Genomic DNA, 14,862 nt, shown 5'->3' with positions numbered 1-14,862 from the left:
GATGCCTAATGTCGAATTCGTGAAACGTCGCACGGGCGTGGTCCCCTTTGTCGGTTTGTGTGCACTCGCCGGAATCCTGGTCGCCGGGACGGTGGCCCCGGCAGCCATCGGCGCCGGTCTGCTGTCCAATCAGGTCAGCGATTCGGTCGACGCCATTTCCGCCCGGCTCGCCGCGTCCGACCTGCCGCTGACCACGACGGTGACCGACCGCGACGGCACCCCCATCGCGACGCTCTACGCGCAGTACCGCCTCCCGGTCACCGCGGCCGGGATCGCGACCACGATGAAGGCCGCGATCATCGCCATCGAGGACCGCCGGTTCTACACCGAAGGCGGTGTCGACCTGCAGAGCATGCTCCGCGCGGCCGTCAACGACAGCACCGGCGGCGCCTTGCAGGGCGCCTCGACGATCACGCAGCAGGACGTCAAGAACTACCTGATCAACGTCGTCGACCGCAACGACCCGGCGGCCCAGCAGGCCGACCGCGAGGACTCGCTCGCCCGCAAGCTGCGCGAGGCGAAAATGGCCGTCCAGCTCAACGACACCATGAGCAAGGACGACATTCTGGCGAATTACCTCAACGTGGTCGAATTCAGCGGAACCGTGTACGGAGTCGGCGCGGCGGCCAAGGCGTATTTCGGGACGACCGCGGACAAACTGACCGTGCCGCAGGCGGCGCTGCTCGCCGGAATGGTGAACAACCCCAGCATCTACAACCCGTACACCCACCCGGACAACGCGCTGCAGCGCCGCAACCTCGTCATCGACGACATGGTCACCAACGGCTCCATCCCGGCGTCGTACGCGGCGACGGCCAAGGCGACCCCGCTCGGGCTGCTGCCGAACGGCCCGGTGACCCCGTCCGGCACGTGCCTGGGCGCGGCGCCGGACGCCGGGTTCTTCTGCGCCTACGCGGAAAGCTACCTGGTGCACGCCGGCTTCACCGCCGACCGGCTGGCCACCGGCGGCTACACGATCAAGACCACCCTCGACCCGCGCGTCTCCCAGGTGACCAAGGACGCCGTCGACGCGAACGTGCCGACCACCCAGGACGGCGTGGCCAACACCTTCGCCGTCGTCCAGCCGGGCCAGGACGGGCACCAGGTGCTCGCCATGGTCGCGAACCGCAACTACGGCACCGATCCGGCGCGGGGCGAGACGTCGACCGACATCGTCGCCGACGCGAGCAACGAGTTCGGCGCGGGCTCGTCGTTCAAGATCTTCACCTCGGCCGCGGCGCTCGTCACCGGCAAGGCGGGTCTCGACACGCCACTGCCCAACCCGGACAGCCAGTGCTTCCCGGTGCCGGACTCGCGTTCGTCCTGCTACACCGTCCACAACGACGGCCACTACGCGGACCCGATCACCCTCGCCGACGGGCTGGCGACGTCGCCGAACGTCGCGTTCGTCGGGCTGGAAAGCCAGGTCGGGATGCCCGCCGTGCTCGACATGGCCGCCAAGCTCGGGCTGCGCACCACGCTCGCGACCAACGACGCCGGCCGCACGCCCGACCCGAAGTCGGCCAACCCGCAGTTCAGCCAGCCGCAGTCGCAGTACTTCCGGAACCTGCTGTCGTTCACCCTCGGCAACAGCCCGGTGAGCCCGCTGGAGATGGCGAACGTGTCGGCGACGCTGATGAGCGGCGGCGTGTGGTGCCCGCCGAACCCGATCCTGTCGGTCACCGACCGGAACGGCAACGCCGTGCCGGTGGCGCAGCAGGCGTGCGAGCGGGTCATCCCCCAGGGCGTCGCGGACACCCTGGAAGCGGGGCTGAGCAAGGACACCACGAGCGGCACGTCCGCCGAGGCGGCCCGCGCGGCCGGCTGGACCCGGCCCGACATCGGCAAGACGGGGACGACGCAGCTGAGCGAATCGGTCGCGTTCGTCGGGGGTGTCGACGGCTACGCGGTGTCGTCCATGGTCTTCGCCGACGGGCCGCACCCGCGGGAGATCTGCCCGGGCACCCCGGTGCACCTCGGCGACTGCGGCCACGGCGCGTTCGGCGGCACGGTCGCCGCGCCGCCGTACTTCCACGCCATGAGCAAGCTGCTGGCCGGGGTGCCCGACCAGCAGATCCCCGCCGCCGACCCGGCGTACCTGCAGGCGCGCAGCTAGCGCGGTTCGAGGAAGACGAGCGGGATCTCCCGCTCGGTCTTCGTCTGGTACTGCGCGTAGTTCTTGAACTCGGCGGTGATCTTCGGCCACAGCCGCGCCCGCTCGTCGGCGTCGGCGATCCGGGCGCGCATCGGCTGCTTCGGGCCGCCCTTCAGCGAGACCTCGACGTCCGGGTGGTCGCGCAGGTTGAGGAACCACGCGGGGTGCGTGTCGTCGCCGCCGCGCGACGCCACGACGACCCACGTGTCGCCGTCCTGGTGCGGTGAGGTCAGCAGGACCGTCCGCGGCTGCCCGCTCTTGCGGCCGACGGTGGTGAGTTCCAGAACGGGCATGGCGACCTGCCAGCCCACCCGTCCACCGCTGAGCTTGATCAGGCCGCGGTGGACGGCGTTCATCGTCTTGAGGGCGAAGTCGCTCGGCATGATCCCAATCTAGTCCCGGGACTTCCGGTGTCGCGGTACGGCCCGGATGTCCGGTTTGCCGGTTGCCGGTCGCGCGGGATCGGCGAAACCGCCCCGTCAGACGCCGACGGTGTGCGAGGCTGCCCGGCGAACGAAGAACCGGAAGAGAGAAGACCGATGCTGATCTGGGGCTGGCGTACGCGCATCTACGTGCTGGCGATGACGACGTTCTTGTGCGGCCGGTGCGGGAACCCGGCTTCGCACGCGGTGCGCAAGGCGGTCACGAAGTTCACGCTGTTCTTCATCCCGCTGTTCCCGATCAGCGTCAAGTACACGGCGCAGTGCACGTTCTGCGGGATCGAGAACCGCATCTCGAAGGAGGACGCGCTCCGGCTGCAGGCGCAGGAGGAGCAGGGGCAGGCTCGGCAGCAGGCCGCGCCGGGGTACCCGCCGCACCCTTCGCAGGGTGGTGCTCCGCAGGGGCCGGCGCTGCCGCAGCAGGGGTTTCCGCCGCACCCTTCGCAGCCGCAGGGGTTCCCGCAGCCGGGTTCGACGCAGCAGGGGCAGTTTCCGCAGCAGGGCCACTGAGCGCAGGCCATCGCCGGTGGTTCGGCTCGGTTGGGCCCGGCTTGGCTCCGGTCGGCCCGCTTGCGCTCGGCTCGGCTCGGCTCGGCTCGGGCCACCCAAGCCGACCCGGCCAGGGTCAGCCGCCAGCCCTCCCGGGGCCGCGCGGCCCGGCCAACCGCCCGGCCCGGCTTCGCCGGCTCCGTCGGCGCAGCCCGGCCTGACCCGGCTCACCGGGCCCGGCTCGCTCGGCTACGCCAGCTCCGGCGCACGGGCCTCTCGGCTCGGGCCGAGCCGGGCTCAGCCGCCGGCCGTCCCCGGGCCGCCCGGCCCGGGAAGGAACTTCCCGCGGCCGCAAGGGCTCAAGCCGCTGCCCCAAACAAGGCTTCTCTGTTGAGTTGTCAAACATCCGCCGGTCGCCGGGGTCAGGCGGCCGATCTTTGCTCGGGGTTCAGCAGGGCCTGACCCGCCGGGGTCAGGACCGCCGGGACCAGCTCGCCCGGGCGGCCTGGGCGGGCCGCGCGGACCAGACCCTGGTGGGCCAGTGCGTGGGCCGCGAACTGGTCGCCGCACGAGAGGCCGTCGATGAACAGGTCCGGCTCGCTGCTGCAGGTCACCCGGCCGCGGCCCGCGCCGACTGCTCGGAGCATCGCGCGCATCCGGTGGTTGACCGCGGGGTGCGCTGCCGGTGAGCCGGTCTTCTCGTTCCCGTTCATGTCGGTCCCTCCCGCTCGTGGTTCGGCCTCTGCCCCTGCGTCGAATCGATGAGCGGGATTTCGACAGCGGGTCCGGCCGGAGCGTCCCCCTCATCGTCACCGCAGGCGATCCAGCACGGGTCGAGGCCTCGTCAACGGGCGTTCGGAGGCCGGGCGCGGACGGATGGGCTCAGAACGGCGGGTCGCCCACCGCCACCGGTTCCGGGGCCCAGGAACTCCCTTCGCCACCCGTCGCGCGGCTCACCTTGGTCACCTTCGCCGTCGCGTACCGCAGTGACGGCCCGATCTCCTCGACCTCCAGCTCCACCACCGTGCGCTTCTCACCCTCCTTCGTGTCGTACGACCGCTGTCTCAGCCGGCCGCGGACGACCACTCTGGTGCCGCGCCCGAGCGACTCGGCGACGTTTTCCGCGTACTCCCGCCACAAACTGCAGCGCAGGAACAGCGCGTCGCCATCGCGCCAGGCGCCCGACTCGCGGTCGAACACGCGTGGGGTGCTCGCGACCGTGAAGTTCGCGACCGCCGAGCCGGCCGGGGTGAAGCGCAGATCGGGGTCGCTCGTGAGGTTGCCGACCACCGTGACCGTCGTTTCGCCTGCCATCGGTCTCTCCTCGTCCTCCGGGTGCGGGGTGCACCGCTCTCGCCGACGAGGAGAACACGGGGGTCCGACAATTCCGGGCCGGGCGACGAGATGCCGACACCCGGCCGGGCTGGTTTCCTGCCGCCATGCCGACGGCGTTTCAGAAGGAGCTCGTCACGCTCGCCCACCGGCTGGCGGACCTGGGCGACCTGGTCGCGAGCGCGCTCGACGAGGCCACGCGCTCGGTGCTGGAAAGTGACCACACGCTGGGCGGACGTGCGCTCGAGCAAGCGGCGGCGGTGGCCGCGCTCGGGGCCGCGTGCGAGGACCAGGCGTGCGCGCTGCTGGCCCTGCACGCGCCGCGGGAGGCGGAGGTGAAGGCGGTTGTCGCGGCCGTGCACACCGCCGCGGATCTCACTCGGATGGGTGGTCTTGCGCGGGAGGTCGCCGAGGCGCGGGGACCGGTGCCGCCGGAGGTGCGGCCCGCGGTGGAGCGGCTGGGCGGGCACGCGGCGGGCGCCGCGCGAAGCCTGCGGGAAGTGCTGGTCGGCGGGGACGGCGCGGCGCTCGGTGAGGCGGTGGCGCTCGCGCGGGCGGCCGAGCGGGAGGTCCGCGAGTGGGCCGCCGGAGACAAGTGGTCGCGCGCGGTCGGTCTCGCGTTGCTCGCCGCGGTCTACGGCCGGTTCGCCGCGACGGCGGTCCGGGCGGGGCACCGGGCGGCCGGGTTCGTGCCGGTCGGGGCATAGCGGCTCGACCGGGGCGGAACGCCTCCACGCCACCGCCCACCAGCCCGCGCGACTACCGTGGCCGGCATGAGCAACACCGAGGCTGCCCCCGCCGAACTCGCCTGTGGTGACCGGCCCGCGGCCACTGATCCCGACCGGCCCGCCGTCGAGGTCCTCGCTCCGCGCGAAGTCCCGCTCGGCGGCCCGCGCGCGATGCGGGTGCGGCGGACCCTCCCCCAGCGGTCGCGATCGCTGATCGGTGCCTGGTGCTTCGCCGACCACTACGGCCCGGACGAGGTCGCCGGGGCCGGGGCGATGGACGTCGCTCCGCACCCGCACACCGGGCTGCAGACCGTCAGCTGGCTGTTCTCCGGCGAGATCGAACACCGCGACAGCCTCGGCACGCACGCGATGGTCCGGCCCGGCGAGCTGAACCTGATGACCGGCGGGCACGGCATCTGCCACTCCGAGGTCTCGACCGCGGCCGCCAAAACGCTGCACGGCGTCCAGCTGTGGGTCGCGCTGCCCGAACGGCACCGGCACACGGCGCGGGCGTTCGACCACTACGTCCCTTCGGTGAACCGCATCGAAGGCGCGGAGATCCGCGTGTTCCTCGGTTCGCTGGCCGGCCGGACGTCCCCGATCCCGACGTTCACCCCGCTGCTGGGTGCCGAGGTCGTGCTGGGCCCGGACGCCCACATGTCCCTCGGCGTGGCTCCCGGTTTCGAGCACGGCGTCCTCGTCGACACCGGCGACGTCGTCGTGGCCGGCACCTCCGTCCGGGCGGCGGAGCTGGGTTACGTCGGCACCGGGGTGCGCTCCCTGACCCTGAGCAACCGCGGCGCGGACCCGGCGCGGTTCCTGCTGCTGGGCGGTACCCCGTTCGGCGAAGAAATCCTGATGTGGTGGAACTTCGTCGGCCGCACCCACGAGGAGATCGCCGCGTTCCGCGAAGCGTGGCAAGCCGGATCGGACCAGTTCGGCAGCGTGACGGGCTACGCGGGCGAGCGCCTGCCGGCCCCCGCGCTGCCCGCGGTCCGCATCAAGCCCCGCCGCAACCCCGGCTCAGGCCAGGAACCCGCCCACGGCTGAGACGAACGCGGCCGCGTCGTCCAGCCACGGGTAGTGCACCGCTCCGGGCAGCACGACGGCCCGGCCGTCCGGGAACAGCGCGGCGAAGCGGTCCGCCACGGCGGGACCGGCGATCCAGTCCAGCTCGCCGGCCAGCACCAGCACCGGGGCGGTGACGGCGCCGAGCGCGGCACGGGTCGTCTCGGGTTCGAAGGCGCCGTCGGAGTTGTAGATCCGCGCGGCCGTGCCGTTGCGCTGGACGGCTTCGCCGGCCTGGTGCCGCCGGGCCGCCTCGTCCCAGCGGGCGTAGTACAGCGGGGCGAACGCGGCCCAGTCGGCGCTCGTCGCCGTCTTCGCGGCGATCGACTCGTAGGCGGCGGCCGCGGCGGCGAACCAGGGCGCGCCGGCCCGCCGGGCCATGATGCGACGCCGTTCGCCGGGCGGCACGTCGAAGCCGACGGCCCGCGGGCTCGGCGCGATCAGCGCGAGCCGGCTCAGCCGCCGCGGGTACCGGGCCGCGTACCGGACGGCCAGGCTCGCCCCGGCCGAATGGCCGAGCAGGGCGAAGCGGTCGAGGCCGAGGTGTTCGCGCAGGGCCTCGACGTCCTCGATCTGACGGTCGCACCGGTAGCTGGCGGGATCGGCGGGCTCCTCGGAGCCGCCGGTGCCCCGCAGGTCGAGCACGGCGATGCGGCACCGGGCGGTCAGGCCGCCGAGCTCCCCGAGGTAGCCGCCGGCCCGCATCGGGCCGCCGGGCAGGCACACCACCGGCGGCCCGGCCCCGGAACCGGAGAGGTGGACGGCGAGCGCAGTCCCGTCCGGCGCGGAGAAGATCGGCACGCCCCGACCTTGGCACCGCCGGGCCGGTGGAACAAGTTCCACCGGCTGACACGCCGAGGACGCCGGACGGCCCTCCGCTGCACGGTGGCGGCCGGTCCGAGGGATCCGATGTGGACCTGTCCACTCACGAAGGCAAGGTCGTGACCAGCCGCTCCAAGACGGCGAACACGCGGCCGACGTCGGCCTCGGTCGTCCGCCAGTTGCTGAAGGCGGCCCGCAGCGCCGGACGGCCGTCGTACACCGTCGGCGTCAGGAAGGTGGTCCCGTCCTCGGCGATCGCGCGCACGAGCGTGTCGATCCGGTCCTGGGTGACGTCGCCGGCCGGGCTGAAGCAGACGACGTTGAGCCGCATCGGTGCCAGGAGGTGCCAGTGCGGCGAGCCGTCGAGGCGCGCGCCCAGGTCGCGGGCCAGCGCCACGCAGCGCTCGACGATCTCGCGGTGGCCGGCGCGGCCGTACGCCACGAGCGAGAACCAGGCCGGGAGCGCGCGCAGCCGCCGGGAGTTCTCCGGCGTGAGGTGCAGGAAGTCCGGCGTCTCGCCGATCTCGCCGAGGTAGGCAGCGTGGTTGCCGAACACGCGCAGCTGCAGGTCGCGGCGGCGGGTGAACTGGACGGCGGAGTCGTAGGGGACGTTGAGCCACTTGTGCAGGTCGACGACCACCGAATCGGCCTGGTCGAGGCCGGCGGTGAGGGCCGCGTGCTCCGGGGCCAGCGCGGCGAACCCGCCGAACGCGGCGTCGACGTGCAGCCAGAAGCCGTACCGCCGCTTGAGCTCGGCGATCGCCCGCAGGTCGTCGAAGTCGACGGTGTTGACCGTCCCCGCGTTCGCGACGACGACGGCCGGGCCGTCGAGCGCCTCGAGCGCTTCGGCGAGCTTCGCGACGTCGACGGCTTCGCGGCCCGGGAGCACCGGCACCCTCCGGAGCGAAGACCGGCCCATCCCGAGGAACGACAACGCCTTCAAGACGCTCGAATGCGGCGAACCCGACAGCACGGTGACCGGACCGAGCGCGGCGGCACCGTCGGCGGAGACGGTCACCCCGGCCCGTTCGCCGAGCCACTCGCGGGCGATGGCCAGCCCGGTCACGGTGGACATCGTGGCGCCGGTGACGAACGCGCCGGAGAACTCCGGGCCCAGCCCGAACAGCTCGGCCAGCCAGCCGACCGTCTCGCGTTCCAGGTCCTGCGCCGAGGAATCCATTCCGCTGGCGGGATTCTGGTCGTAGGCGGCGGTGAGCCAGTCGCCGGCCAGCGCGGCCGGGGTCGCGCCGCCGGTCACGAAGCCGAGGTAGCGCGGTCCCGCGCCGGCGGCGAAACCCGGTTCCCAGCGCCGCGTGAACTCGTCCAGGGCACCACGCGCCCCGACGCCCTCGCGCGGCAGGGGCGCCGGGGCCACCGCCGCGGGCGGGACGGCGGCCGCCCGCTCGTCCAGGCCGGCGAGCGCCTCGGCCGCGAGTTTGCTTGCGGTGTCGAGGAGATCGGGCAGGGAGTTCAGGTCTTCGGCGAGCCTCGGGTCCATTCCACCGACGCTAAGCGCGGTGAAGCCCGGCTGTCGCGGGCCAATCCTCCGAAACTGGCCCGCTCCCGCGTGCGCGGACGGGCAGCACGCGTGCTTGCGGGGGCATCACGCGTGTTCGGAGGGGCATCACGTGCGCCGGAGGCGGCGGACGCGGGTCTCGGCCGGGTCGAACGCCACCCGGCGCAGCGGTCCGGTCAGCAGCAGCACCACCGCCATCGACGACATCGCCGCCAGCACCAGCGCCGCCACGAACTGGGCCGCGCCCGAGGTCGCCGTCGCCAGGACCGCGTAGCCGGCCAGTACCAGGGCCGACGGGGCCGCAAGGCCCGTCAGCACCGGGAGCAGCGGCACCCGGTCACCGTCGGGGCGGCGGGCGGACACCACCGCCGCCCCGGCGCAGGTGACCGCCGCGACCAGCAGGCAGCCGCCGACGGTGTCGCTCAACCGGTGCCAGCCCAGTGCCACCGTCGCCGCCGCGACCCACGCGACACCGAACCCGCCCGTCACCAGTGCGGGGCGCCGGAACCTGCGGGGCAGGACGATCGCCAGCGCCACGACCACGGCCATCGCGGCGCTGACGTGCCCGCTCGGGAAGCTGTTGTGGCTCGCCACGCCGAAGCGGTCGCCGGTGCCCGGGCGCTCCAGGACGTACAGCTTGAGCAGCTGCGCCACCACCAGCGGCGCGGCCGGCAGCACCAACGCCGGCACGCCGAGGGCCGCCCGGCGGCGCGCCACCGCGATCACCACGATGAGCACGGCCACGCCGCCCAGCACGACCACCAGGTCGGTTTCCCGCAGCGGGGCCGCCCAGTCCACCGCGGTCCCCGCGGACTGGGCGCTGCGCACGACGCCGTTCTCGACGCCGCGGCCGGCTTCCGTGCGGACGAAGAGCAGGTACGCCACGACGAACGCGAGGGCGAACCCGGCCGCGCCGGCGAGGAGGACGGCCGTGCGGGACGTGGCCCGGGTCACGAGCGCGGGGCCGGCCGGGCGGGCCGCGGACGGTGCGTCGGTGAGGATCACTGCCATGCCCCCGAGTCTGGAAGCCGCTTTTCGGGATCCCGTCAGCGCGATGTCATGGTTTCGCTACAAGATCCCTCCGGGTCGCCACGACGTGCGCTTTTCCGAATAATGGCGCCGTGGCCGAGGTACTGGTGGTAGAGGACGACGCGGCGGTGCGGGAGGGCCTGCAGCTGGCCCTGCGCCGGCAGGGACACGTGGTGCGCACCGCGGAATCGGGCGAGCTCGGCATCGAGGCGCTCGTGCACCACCGGCCCGACATCGTCGTGCTCGACCTGATGCTGCCCGGCATGGACGGCTTCGAGACCTGCCGCCGGATGCGGGCGTCCGGGCCGGTGCCGATCATCATGCTCACCGCGCGCAGCGACGACTTCGACGTCGTGGCCGGGCTCGAAGCGGGCGCGGACGACTACGTCGCCAAGCCGGTCGAGCCGCGGGTGCTGGACGCGCGGATCCGGGCGGTCCTGCGCCGGTCGGCCGCCGACCACCCGGCCGGACCGGCGGCGGCCGAGGAGCGGCACGGCGATCTCGTCATCGACCGGTCCGCGCTCGAGGTGACCAAGCACGGCGCGCCGGTTTCGCTGACCCCGACCGAGCTCAAACTGCTGCTGGAGCTCTCGCGCACGCCCGGGCAGGTGTACAGCCGCCAGCAGATCCTGTCCGCCGTGTGGGACCACGACTACCTCGGGGACTCCCGGCTCGTCGACGCCTGCGTGCAGCGGCTGCGCGCGAAGATCGAGGACGTGCCGGCGCAGCCGGAGTACGTGCAGACGGTCCGGGGGTTCGGCTACCGGTTCGGCCGGTCGTGACGGCACCGCGGATCCGGTCCTGGCTCGCCGGGCTGCGGCCCCGGCTGGTGGCCGCCTTCGCCGTGATCATGATCCTCGGCGCCACCACCGCGGCGGGCGTGAGCTACGTCTTCGCGCGCCGGGCCATCCTGGAAGGCGTCCAGGACCAGACCATGGTGAAGCTGCGGGACCAGATCGTCGCGTACCTGCCGACCATCTCGCTGCCGCCGACCCAGGCCACGCTCGACGGGCTCGCGACGGCGCTCAAGTCCAGCAACGCGCTCGTCGTCTACCACGAGCTGCACGCCACGTCGGGCCTTTCGATCGACGACGTACCCGGCGACCTGCGCCGCGCCGTGGCCACGACCACCACCATCCAGTTCCAGCGCGTGGACGTCCAGGGCTTCCCGCTGTTCTTCGTGGGCGTCCCGGTGCAGACCGGCCGCGGCCGGCGGAGCGGCATCGAGGTCTACTCGATGACGCGGCTGACCGGCCAGCAGGAGGCGATCGACGAGCTGGCCCGCAACGCCTTCCTGTTCTCCGCGCTCGTCCTGCCGTTCGCGGTCGGCGTCGCGCTGCTGGCGGCGCGGCAGGTGCTGCGGCCGGTCCGCGCGCTGAACACCGCGGCGAGCCAGCTCGGCCGCGGACGGCTGGACGTGCGGCTGCGCGCGAAGGGTTCCGACGAGCTCGCGCAGCTGGTCATCACGTTCAACCACACCGCCGCGGAGCTGGAGCGCACGGTCGGCACGCTGCGGGCGATGGAGGCCGACGCGCGGCGGTTCGTCGCCGACGTCTCCCACGAGCTGCGGACCCCGCTAGCGGCGATGAACGCCGTCACCGACGTCCTCGACGAGGACGCCGAGCAGCTGCCGCCGGACACCGCGGTGGCGGCGCGGCTGGTGTCGGCGGAGACCCGGCGGCTGACCCGGCTGGTGCAGGACCTGATCGAGATCTCCCGGTTCGACGCCGGGCGGGCGGAGCTGCGCCGGGAGGGGCTGGACGTCGCCGCGGCGATCACCGAGACGTTCGCCGCCCGGGGCTGGGAGCGCGGGACCGACCTGGCCGCCGACCTGCCGCCGGGGATCAGGGCGGGGCTCGACCGGCGGCGGCTCGACATCGTCGTGGCGAACCTGGTCGGCAACGCGCTGCGGCACGGCGCGCCGCCGGTCGAGGTGGTGCTGCGGCAGGAGGACGGTGACGTCGTGCTCACCGTCACCGACCACGGGCCGGGAATCCCCGCCGACGTGCTGCCGCGGGTCTTCGACCGCTTCACCAAGGCCGACACCGCCCGTGCCCGGTCCGAGGGCAGCGGCCTCGGGCTGTCGATCGCGCGGGAGAACGCGCGGCTGCACGGCGGCGACATCGTCGCGGCCAACACCGGCACCGGCGCCCGGTTCGAGCTGCGGCTGCCCCGGGAGGCGCCGTGAAGAAGCTCGTCGTCCTCGCGGTGCTGCTGCTGGTGAGCGCGTGCGGGATCCAGCCGACACCGGTCGTCTCGGCCGGCCCGGCGCCGACCCTGCGGGACCCGGCGAGCGAGGGCCGCGGCACCGACCTGATCCTCTACTTCGTCCTCGCCGACCGGGTGACCCCGGTGGCGCGGCCGGGCACCGGGGTGGTGGGCGTGGAATCCGCGCTGACCATGCTGCTGGAAGGACCGTCCGCCGACGAGCTGGCCGGCGGGTACACGACGGCGCTGCCCCGCCGCTCCGGCGCGATCACCTCGACCCCCGGCCCGCCGGCGACGATCACCGTCCCGTTCCCGCTGCGCCCGGTCACCGGCGCCGGGATCAACCAGCTGGTCTGCACCGCGTTCGCGGCGCTGGCCGCGCAGGGCGGGTACACCACCGACGGCACCGTCGCCATCGCCGGCCCGGACGTCCTGCTGCCGTACCAGACCTGCCAGGCCTGAGCCGAAGCCGACCTGACGGCAAGCCTGCCGGACTTCAAGTTCCCTTGAAGTCCGGCGCGCGGCTGTGGTTGGGTGTCGGCCATGGTGAACGCCGCGGCCCGGCCGCTGCCCGACCTGACGGTCGGCGAACTTTCCCGGCGCAGCGGGGTTCCCGCGTCGGCCTTGCGCTTCTACGAGGACGAAGGGCTCATCCGCAGCCGCCGCACCGCGGGCAACCAGCGGCGCTACCGGCGGGACACGCTGCGGCGGGTGACGTTCATCCGGATGTCCCAGCGGGTCGGGATGCCGCTGTCGAAGATCCGCGAGGTGCTCGGCCTGCTGTCCGACGACCGCACCCCCACCCGCACCGACTGGGCGCGGATCTCCCGCTGCTGGCAGGACGACCTGAACGCGCGGATCCGGCAGCTGGAACAGCTGCGCGACCAGCTGGACGACTGCGTCGGCTGCGGCTGCATGTCACTGGCCAAGTGCCGGCTCGCCAACCCCGGCGACCGGCTCGGCGCCGACGGCCCGGGGCCGCAGCGCCTCGCCGACCACCGCGGCGAGTCCTACGAAGACTGACGCTCCAGCAGGCCGCGGACGTACATCGCCTGCCCGGCGTGCTGGGTGTCGTCGTCGAGGACGCTGATCAGGCGCACGCCCAGTGAAACCGGCGGGTCCCAGGCCTCGTCGACGATCCGGTCGAGGTCCTGCTCCCCGAGCCCCTCGACGAACCGGACGGTCTGCTCGTGGACGGCGTCGTAGTAGCCGGTGAGCAGGTCCGGTTCGTCGACGCGGACCGCCTCGACGTCGGCCGGGCGGTGGCCGTAGCCGGTGTCGCCCGCCGGGAACGGGAGGCCGAACCGGGAGAGCCAGTCCTGGCCGGTCCACACCTGCTCCGTCCCGGCGACGTCGGCGACGTGGTCGTCCTGGACGCGGGTGAGGTGCCAGACCAGCCAGGCGATCGAGTTGGCCTCGTCGTCCGGCCGGGTCCCGAGCTGCTTCGCGGTCAGCCCGCCGACCGCCGCGTGCACCGTGCCCTGGACCCGGCTGAACCCCTCGACGAGCAGATCGGCCACGTTCATCCGGCTGCCTCCCGTTTGCCGACACTTTTCCCGGCCGGACTACCCGATCATGCCCGCCGGCAAACGGCGGCCGCTACCGCGGCAGCAGCTGGTCGAAGAACGAGCGGTAGCGGCGCAGCGCGATCCGCAGCTCCTCGGTGGCCGGTTCACCCTGCTGCCACTGGGCTTCCAGCTCGCTCTTGTGCTCGGCGAAGGTGGTGGCCAGCGCGCTGATCACGGCGGCGACGAGCTCGTCGGCCTGCTGGACCGCCTGCTTCGGGTCGTCGACGAAGCCGGTCTGGACGTTCTGCCAGCGGTCGCGGAACCCGGTGACCTTCTCCTCGTCGATCAGCTCCGGCGTCTCGACGTCGCCGCCCGAGGAGGCGGGGGTCTCCACGCGGCCACCGGATTCGGCGGGCGCTTCCACGTCGCCGCCCGATTCCGCGGGAGCCGTGGTGTCGTCGGTGTCGTGGTACCCGGTGTCCCGGCGCTCGGTGTCCTGGTGTGCGGTGTCCTGGTGTGCGGTGTCCTGGTGCCCGGCCGAGGCCAGGTCGGCGGTGCTCAGGTTCTGGTCGTCGGCCGTGCCCGGCTCGCGGAAGTCGGCCCGGTCCTGGCCGGGGACTTCGGTGGTGCCGTCACCGGTGTAGGCCTCGCGGTCGTCCTCACGCCCGGTCAGGTCCCGGTCGTCCTCGGCGTCGTGCCGCGTCAGGTGCTCGGTCATGGTCAACGTCCTCCGTTCGACTCGGTCCGCGGGGTCGCGGACGCCTGGCGCTCGGTCTCGTGACGGTCGGCGCGGTCGTGGTCGTGCCCGTTCCGGCGGCCGTGGTGGTCGTGGTCGTCGTGGTGGTGCCGGTCGTCCTGGTGCCGGTCGTCGTCGGCGCCGTCGGTCAGCAGGTCCTCGAACACGGTGCGGTAGCGCACCATCGCGTCGCGCAGGTCCTCAGTGGACGCTCCGTCGCGCTTCTGCTGCGTGGTGTGCGCGGCCCGGTAGTGCTCGAGGGTCTTGGCGTGCCGCACGGAAAGGTCGGCCACCTGCTGTTCGTAGCCCTCGGTCGGGTACCCGCGTTCGGCCATCAGCGCGTTCAGCAGCTGCTCGGCTTCACCGACCGCGTCGGCCGGCTGGTCGACGAACTTTTCCTGCACCCGGGCCCATTCCCGGGCGTAGCGCTCGCGCGCCGACGCCGAAAGCGGCCGGATGTCGAGCTCCTTGTGCCGGCGCTCCCGCTCGGCGAGTTCGCGTTGCGCGGCACGGGGACTGTCCTTCTCCGCGACCGTGCGGTCGTACTCCGGACCGAACCGCTGCTGCAGCCGTTTTCGTTGCATTTCCTGTGTCACCAGCCAAATCACGGCGCCGAGCACCGCGACGGCCACGACGACGATCAAGACGATCAGCCAAGTGGGCATCGCTCAAACTCCTTCAAGGATGTCAAGCCCCCGCTGCGACCGGTGTTCCCGGATTACCGGCGCGGAAAACGGGCAGAGGCCGCCCTACCCTGCGGATTCGGCCGTCCGGCGGCGTCGGTACGGCCGGATGCCCTGACCCGTCGCGGGGAGGGTGACGTCGGTGACA

17 protein-coding genes are annotated in these 14,862 nt (G+C 73.1%); 8 read left to right on the top strand and 9 right to left on the bottom strand.

Going from position 1 to position 14,862, the window contains the following annotated elements:
- Position 1 precedes the first annotated feature (1 nt).
- Positions 2-2,116 (top strand): transglycosylase domain-containing protein, encoded by a 2,115-nt coding sequence (locus tag ACWEGE_RS42545; RefSeq protein WP_449666182.1) that lies wholly within the window; start codon positions 2-4, stop codon positions 2,114-2,116.
- Here the strand turns inward: ACWEGE_RS42545 and ACWEGE_RS42540 are convergent.
- Complete coding sequence (locus ACWEGE_RS42540; protein ID WP_449666181.1) at positions 2,113-2,538, bottom strand: nitroreductase/quinone reductase family protein; 426 nt, start codon at positions 2,536-2,538, stop codon at positions 2,113-2,115. The two genes, ACWEGE_RS42545 and ACWEGE_RS42540, sit on opposite strands and share 4 nt — an antisense overlap.
- 156 nt (positions 2,539-2,694) lie before the next feature.
- Between ACWEGE_RS42540 and ACWEGE_RS42535 the strand changes: the two genes are divergently transcribed.
- Complete coding sequence (locus ACWEGE_RS42535; protein WP_449666180.1) at positions 2,695-3,105, top strand: zinc-ribbon domain-containing protein; 411 nt, start codon at positions 2,695-2,697, stop codon at positions 3,103-3,105.
- 401 nt (positions 3,106-3,506) lie between these two features.
- Here ACWEGE_RS42535 and ACWEGE_RS42530 read toward each other — a convergent pair whose 3' ends face one another.
- Complete coding sequence (locus ACWEGE_RS42530) at positions 3,507-3,797, bottom strand: hypothetical protein (protein ID WP_449666179.1); 291 nt, start codon at positions 3,795-3,797, stop codon at positions 3,507-3,509.
- A 169-nt stretch (positions 3,798-3,966) separates the two neighbouring features.
- Positions 3,967-4,398 (bottom strand): single-stranded DNA-binding protein, encoded by a 432-nt coding sequence (locus tag ACWEGE_RS42525; RefSeq protein WP_449666178.1) that lies wholly within the window; start codon positions 4,396-4,398, stop codon positions 3,967-3,969.
- A gap of 125 nt (positions 4,399-4,523) precedes the next feature.
- Here ACWEGE_RS42525 and ACWEGE_RS42520 point away from each other — a divergent pair, with 125 nt between their 5' ends.
- Positions 4,524-5,123: a PhoU domain-containing protein gene (locus tag ACWEGE_RS42520; RefSeq protein ID WP_449666177.1), complete on the top strand. Its 600-nt coding sequence runs from the start codon at positions 4,524-4,526 to the stop codon at positions 5,121-5,123.
- A 66-nt stretch (positions 5,124-5,189) separates the two neighbouring features.
- The gene (locus tag ACWEGE_RS42515) at positions 5,190-6,194 is read left to right on the top strand and encodes a pirin family protein (protein WP_449666176.1); all 1,005 of its coding nucleotides are present in this window, start codon (positions 5,190-5,192) and stop codon (positions 6,192-6,194) included.
- On the opposite strand, the gene ACWEGE_RS42510 is transcribed toward ACWEGE_RS42515, so the two are convergent.
- The 3 genes from ACWEGE_RS42510 to ACWEGE_RS42500 form a co-directional block, all read right to left on the bottom strand.
- Positions 6,168-7,013 (bottom strand): alpha/beta fold hydrolase, encoded by an 846-nt coding sequence (locus ACWEGE_RS42510; RefSeq protein WP_449666175.1) that lies wholly within the window; start codon positions 7,011-7,013, stop codon positions 6,168-6,170. The genes ACWEGE_RS42515 and ACWEGE_RS42510 overlap by 27 nt on opposite strands.
- 124 nt (positions 7,014-7,137) lie before the next feature.
- The gene (locus ACWEGE_RS42505; protein WP_449666174.1) at positions 7,138-8,532 is read right to left on the bottom strand and encodes a pyridoxal phosphate-dependent decarboxylase family protein; all 1,395 of its coding nucleotides are present in this window, start codon (positions 8,530-8,532) and stop codon (positions 7,138-7,140) included.
- 126 nt (positions 8,533-8,658) lie between these two features.
- Positions 8,659-9,555 carry a phosphatase PAP2 family protein gene (locus tag ACWEGE_RS42500; protein ID WP_449666216.1) on the bottom strand — a complete coding sequence of 299 codons (897 nt, stop codon included), beginning with the start codon at positions 9,553-9,555 and terminating at the stop codon, positions 8,659-8,661.
- 116 nt (positions 9,556-9,671) lie between these two features.
- Here ACWEGE_RS42500 and ACWEGE_RS42495 point away from each other — a divergent pair, with 116 nt between their 5' ends.
- The 4 genes from ACWEGE_RS42495 (at position 9,672) to soxR (ending at position 12,810) form a co-directional block, all read left to right on the top strand.
- Entirely contained in the window at positions 9,672-10,361 is a 690-nt protein-coding gene (locus tag ACWEGE_RS42495) for a response regulator (RefSeq protein WP_449666173.1), read from the top strand.
- The gene (locus ACWEGE_RS42490; RefSeq protein ID WP_449666172.1) at positions 10,358-11,767 is read left to right on the top strand and encodes an ATP-binding protein; all 1,410 of its coding nucleotides are present in this window, start codon (positions 10,358-10,360) and stop codon (positions 11,765-11,767) included. Before ACWEGE_RS42495 ends, ACWEGE_RS42490 begins: the two co-directional genes overlap by 4 nt.
- Positions 11,764-12,249, top strand: coding sequence for a hypothetical protein (locus ACWEGE_RS42485; protein WP_449666171.1), 486 nt, complete (start codon positions 11,764-11,766; stop codon positions 12,247-12,249). Before ACWEGE_RS42490 ends, ACWEGE_RS42485 begins: the two co-directional genes overlap by 4 nt.
- Before the next feature lie 81 nt (positions 12,250-12,330).
- A complete protein-coding gene (soxR, locus tag ACWEGE_RS42480) occupies positions 12,331-12,810 on the top strand; it encodes a redox-sensitive transcriptional activator SoxR (protein WP_449666170.1) in 480 nt (159 codons plus the stop codon).
- Here the strand turns inward: soxR and ACWEGE_RS42475 are convergent.
- The 3 genes from ACWEGE_RS42475 to ACWEGE_RS42465 all read right to left on the bottom strand — a co-directional run bounded on the left by ACWEGE_RS42475 (position 12,798) and on the right by ACWEGE_RS42465 (position 14,696).
- Positions 12,798-13,313, bottom strand: coding sequence for a mycothiol transferase (locus tag ACWEGE_RS42475; protein ID WP_449666169.1), 516 nt, complete (start codon positions 13,311-13,313; stop codon positions 12,798-12,800). The genes soxR and ACWEGE_RS42475 overlap by 13 nt on opposite strands.
- A gap of 73 nt (positions 13,314-13,386) precedes the next feature.
- Positions 13,387-14,013, bottom strand: a complete 627-nt coding sequence (locus tag ACWEGE_RS42470) for a hypothetical protein (protein WP_449666168.1) — start codon at positions 14,011-14,013, stop codon at positions 13,387-13,389.
- A gap of 2 nt (positions 14,014-14,015) precedes the next feature.
- Entirely contained in the window at positions 14,016-14,696 is a 681-nt protein-coding gene (locus ACWEGE_RS42465; protein WP_449666167.1) for a hypothetical protein, read from the bottom strand.
- Between the last annotated feature and the right edge of the window lie 166 nt (positions 14,697-14,862).

The sequence above is a fragment of the Amycolatopsis sp. NPDC004747 genome, from assembly GCF_053601335.1.
The sequence above is the reverse complement of the archived record's forward strand: the minus strand, read 5'-3'. Positions and strand labels throughout refer to the sequence as shown.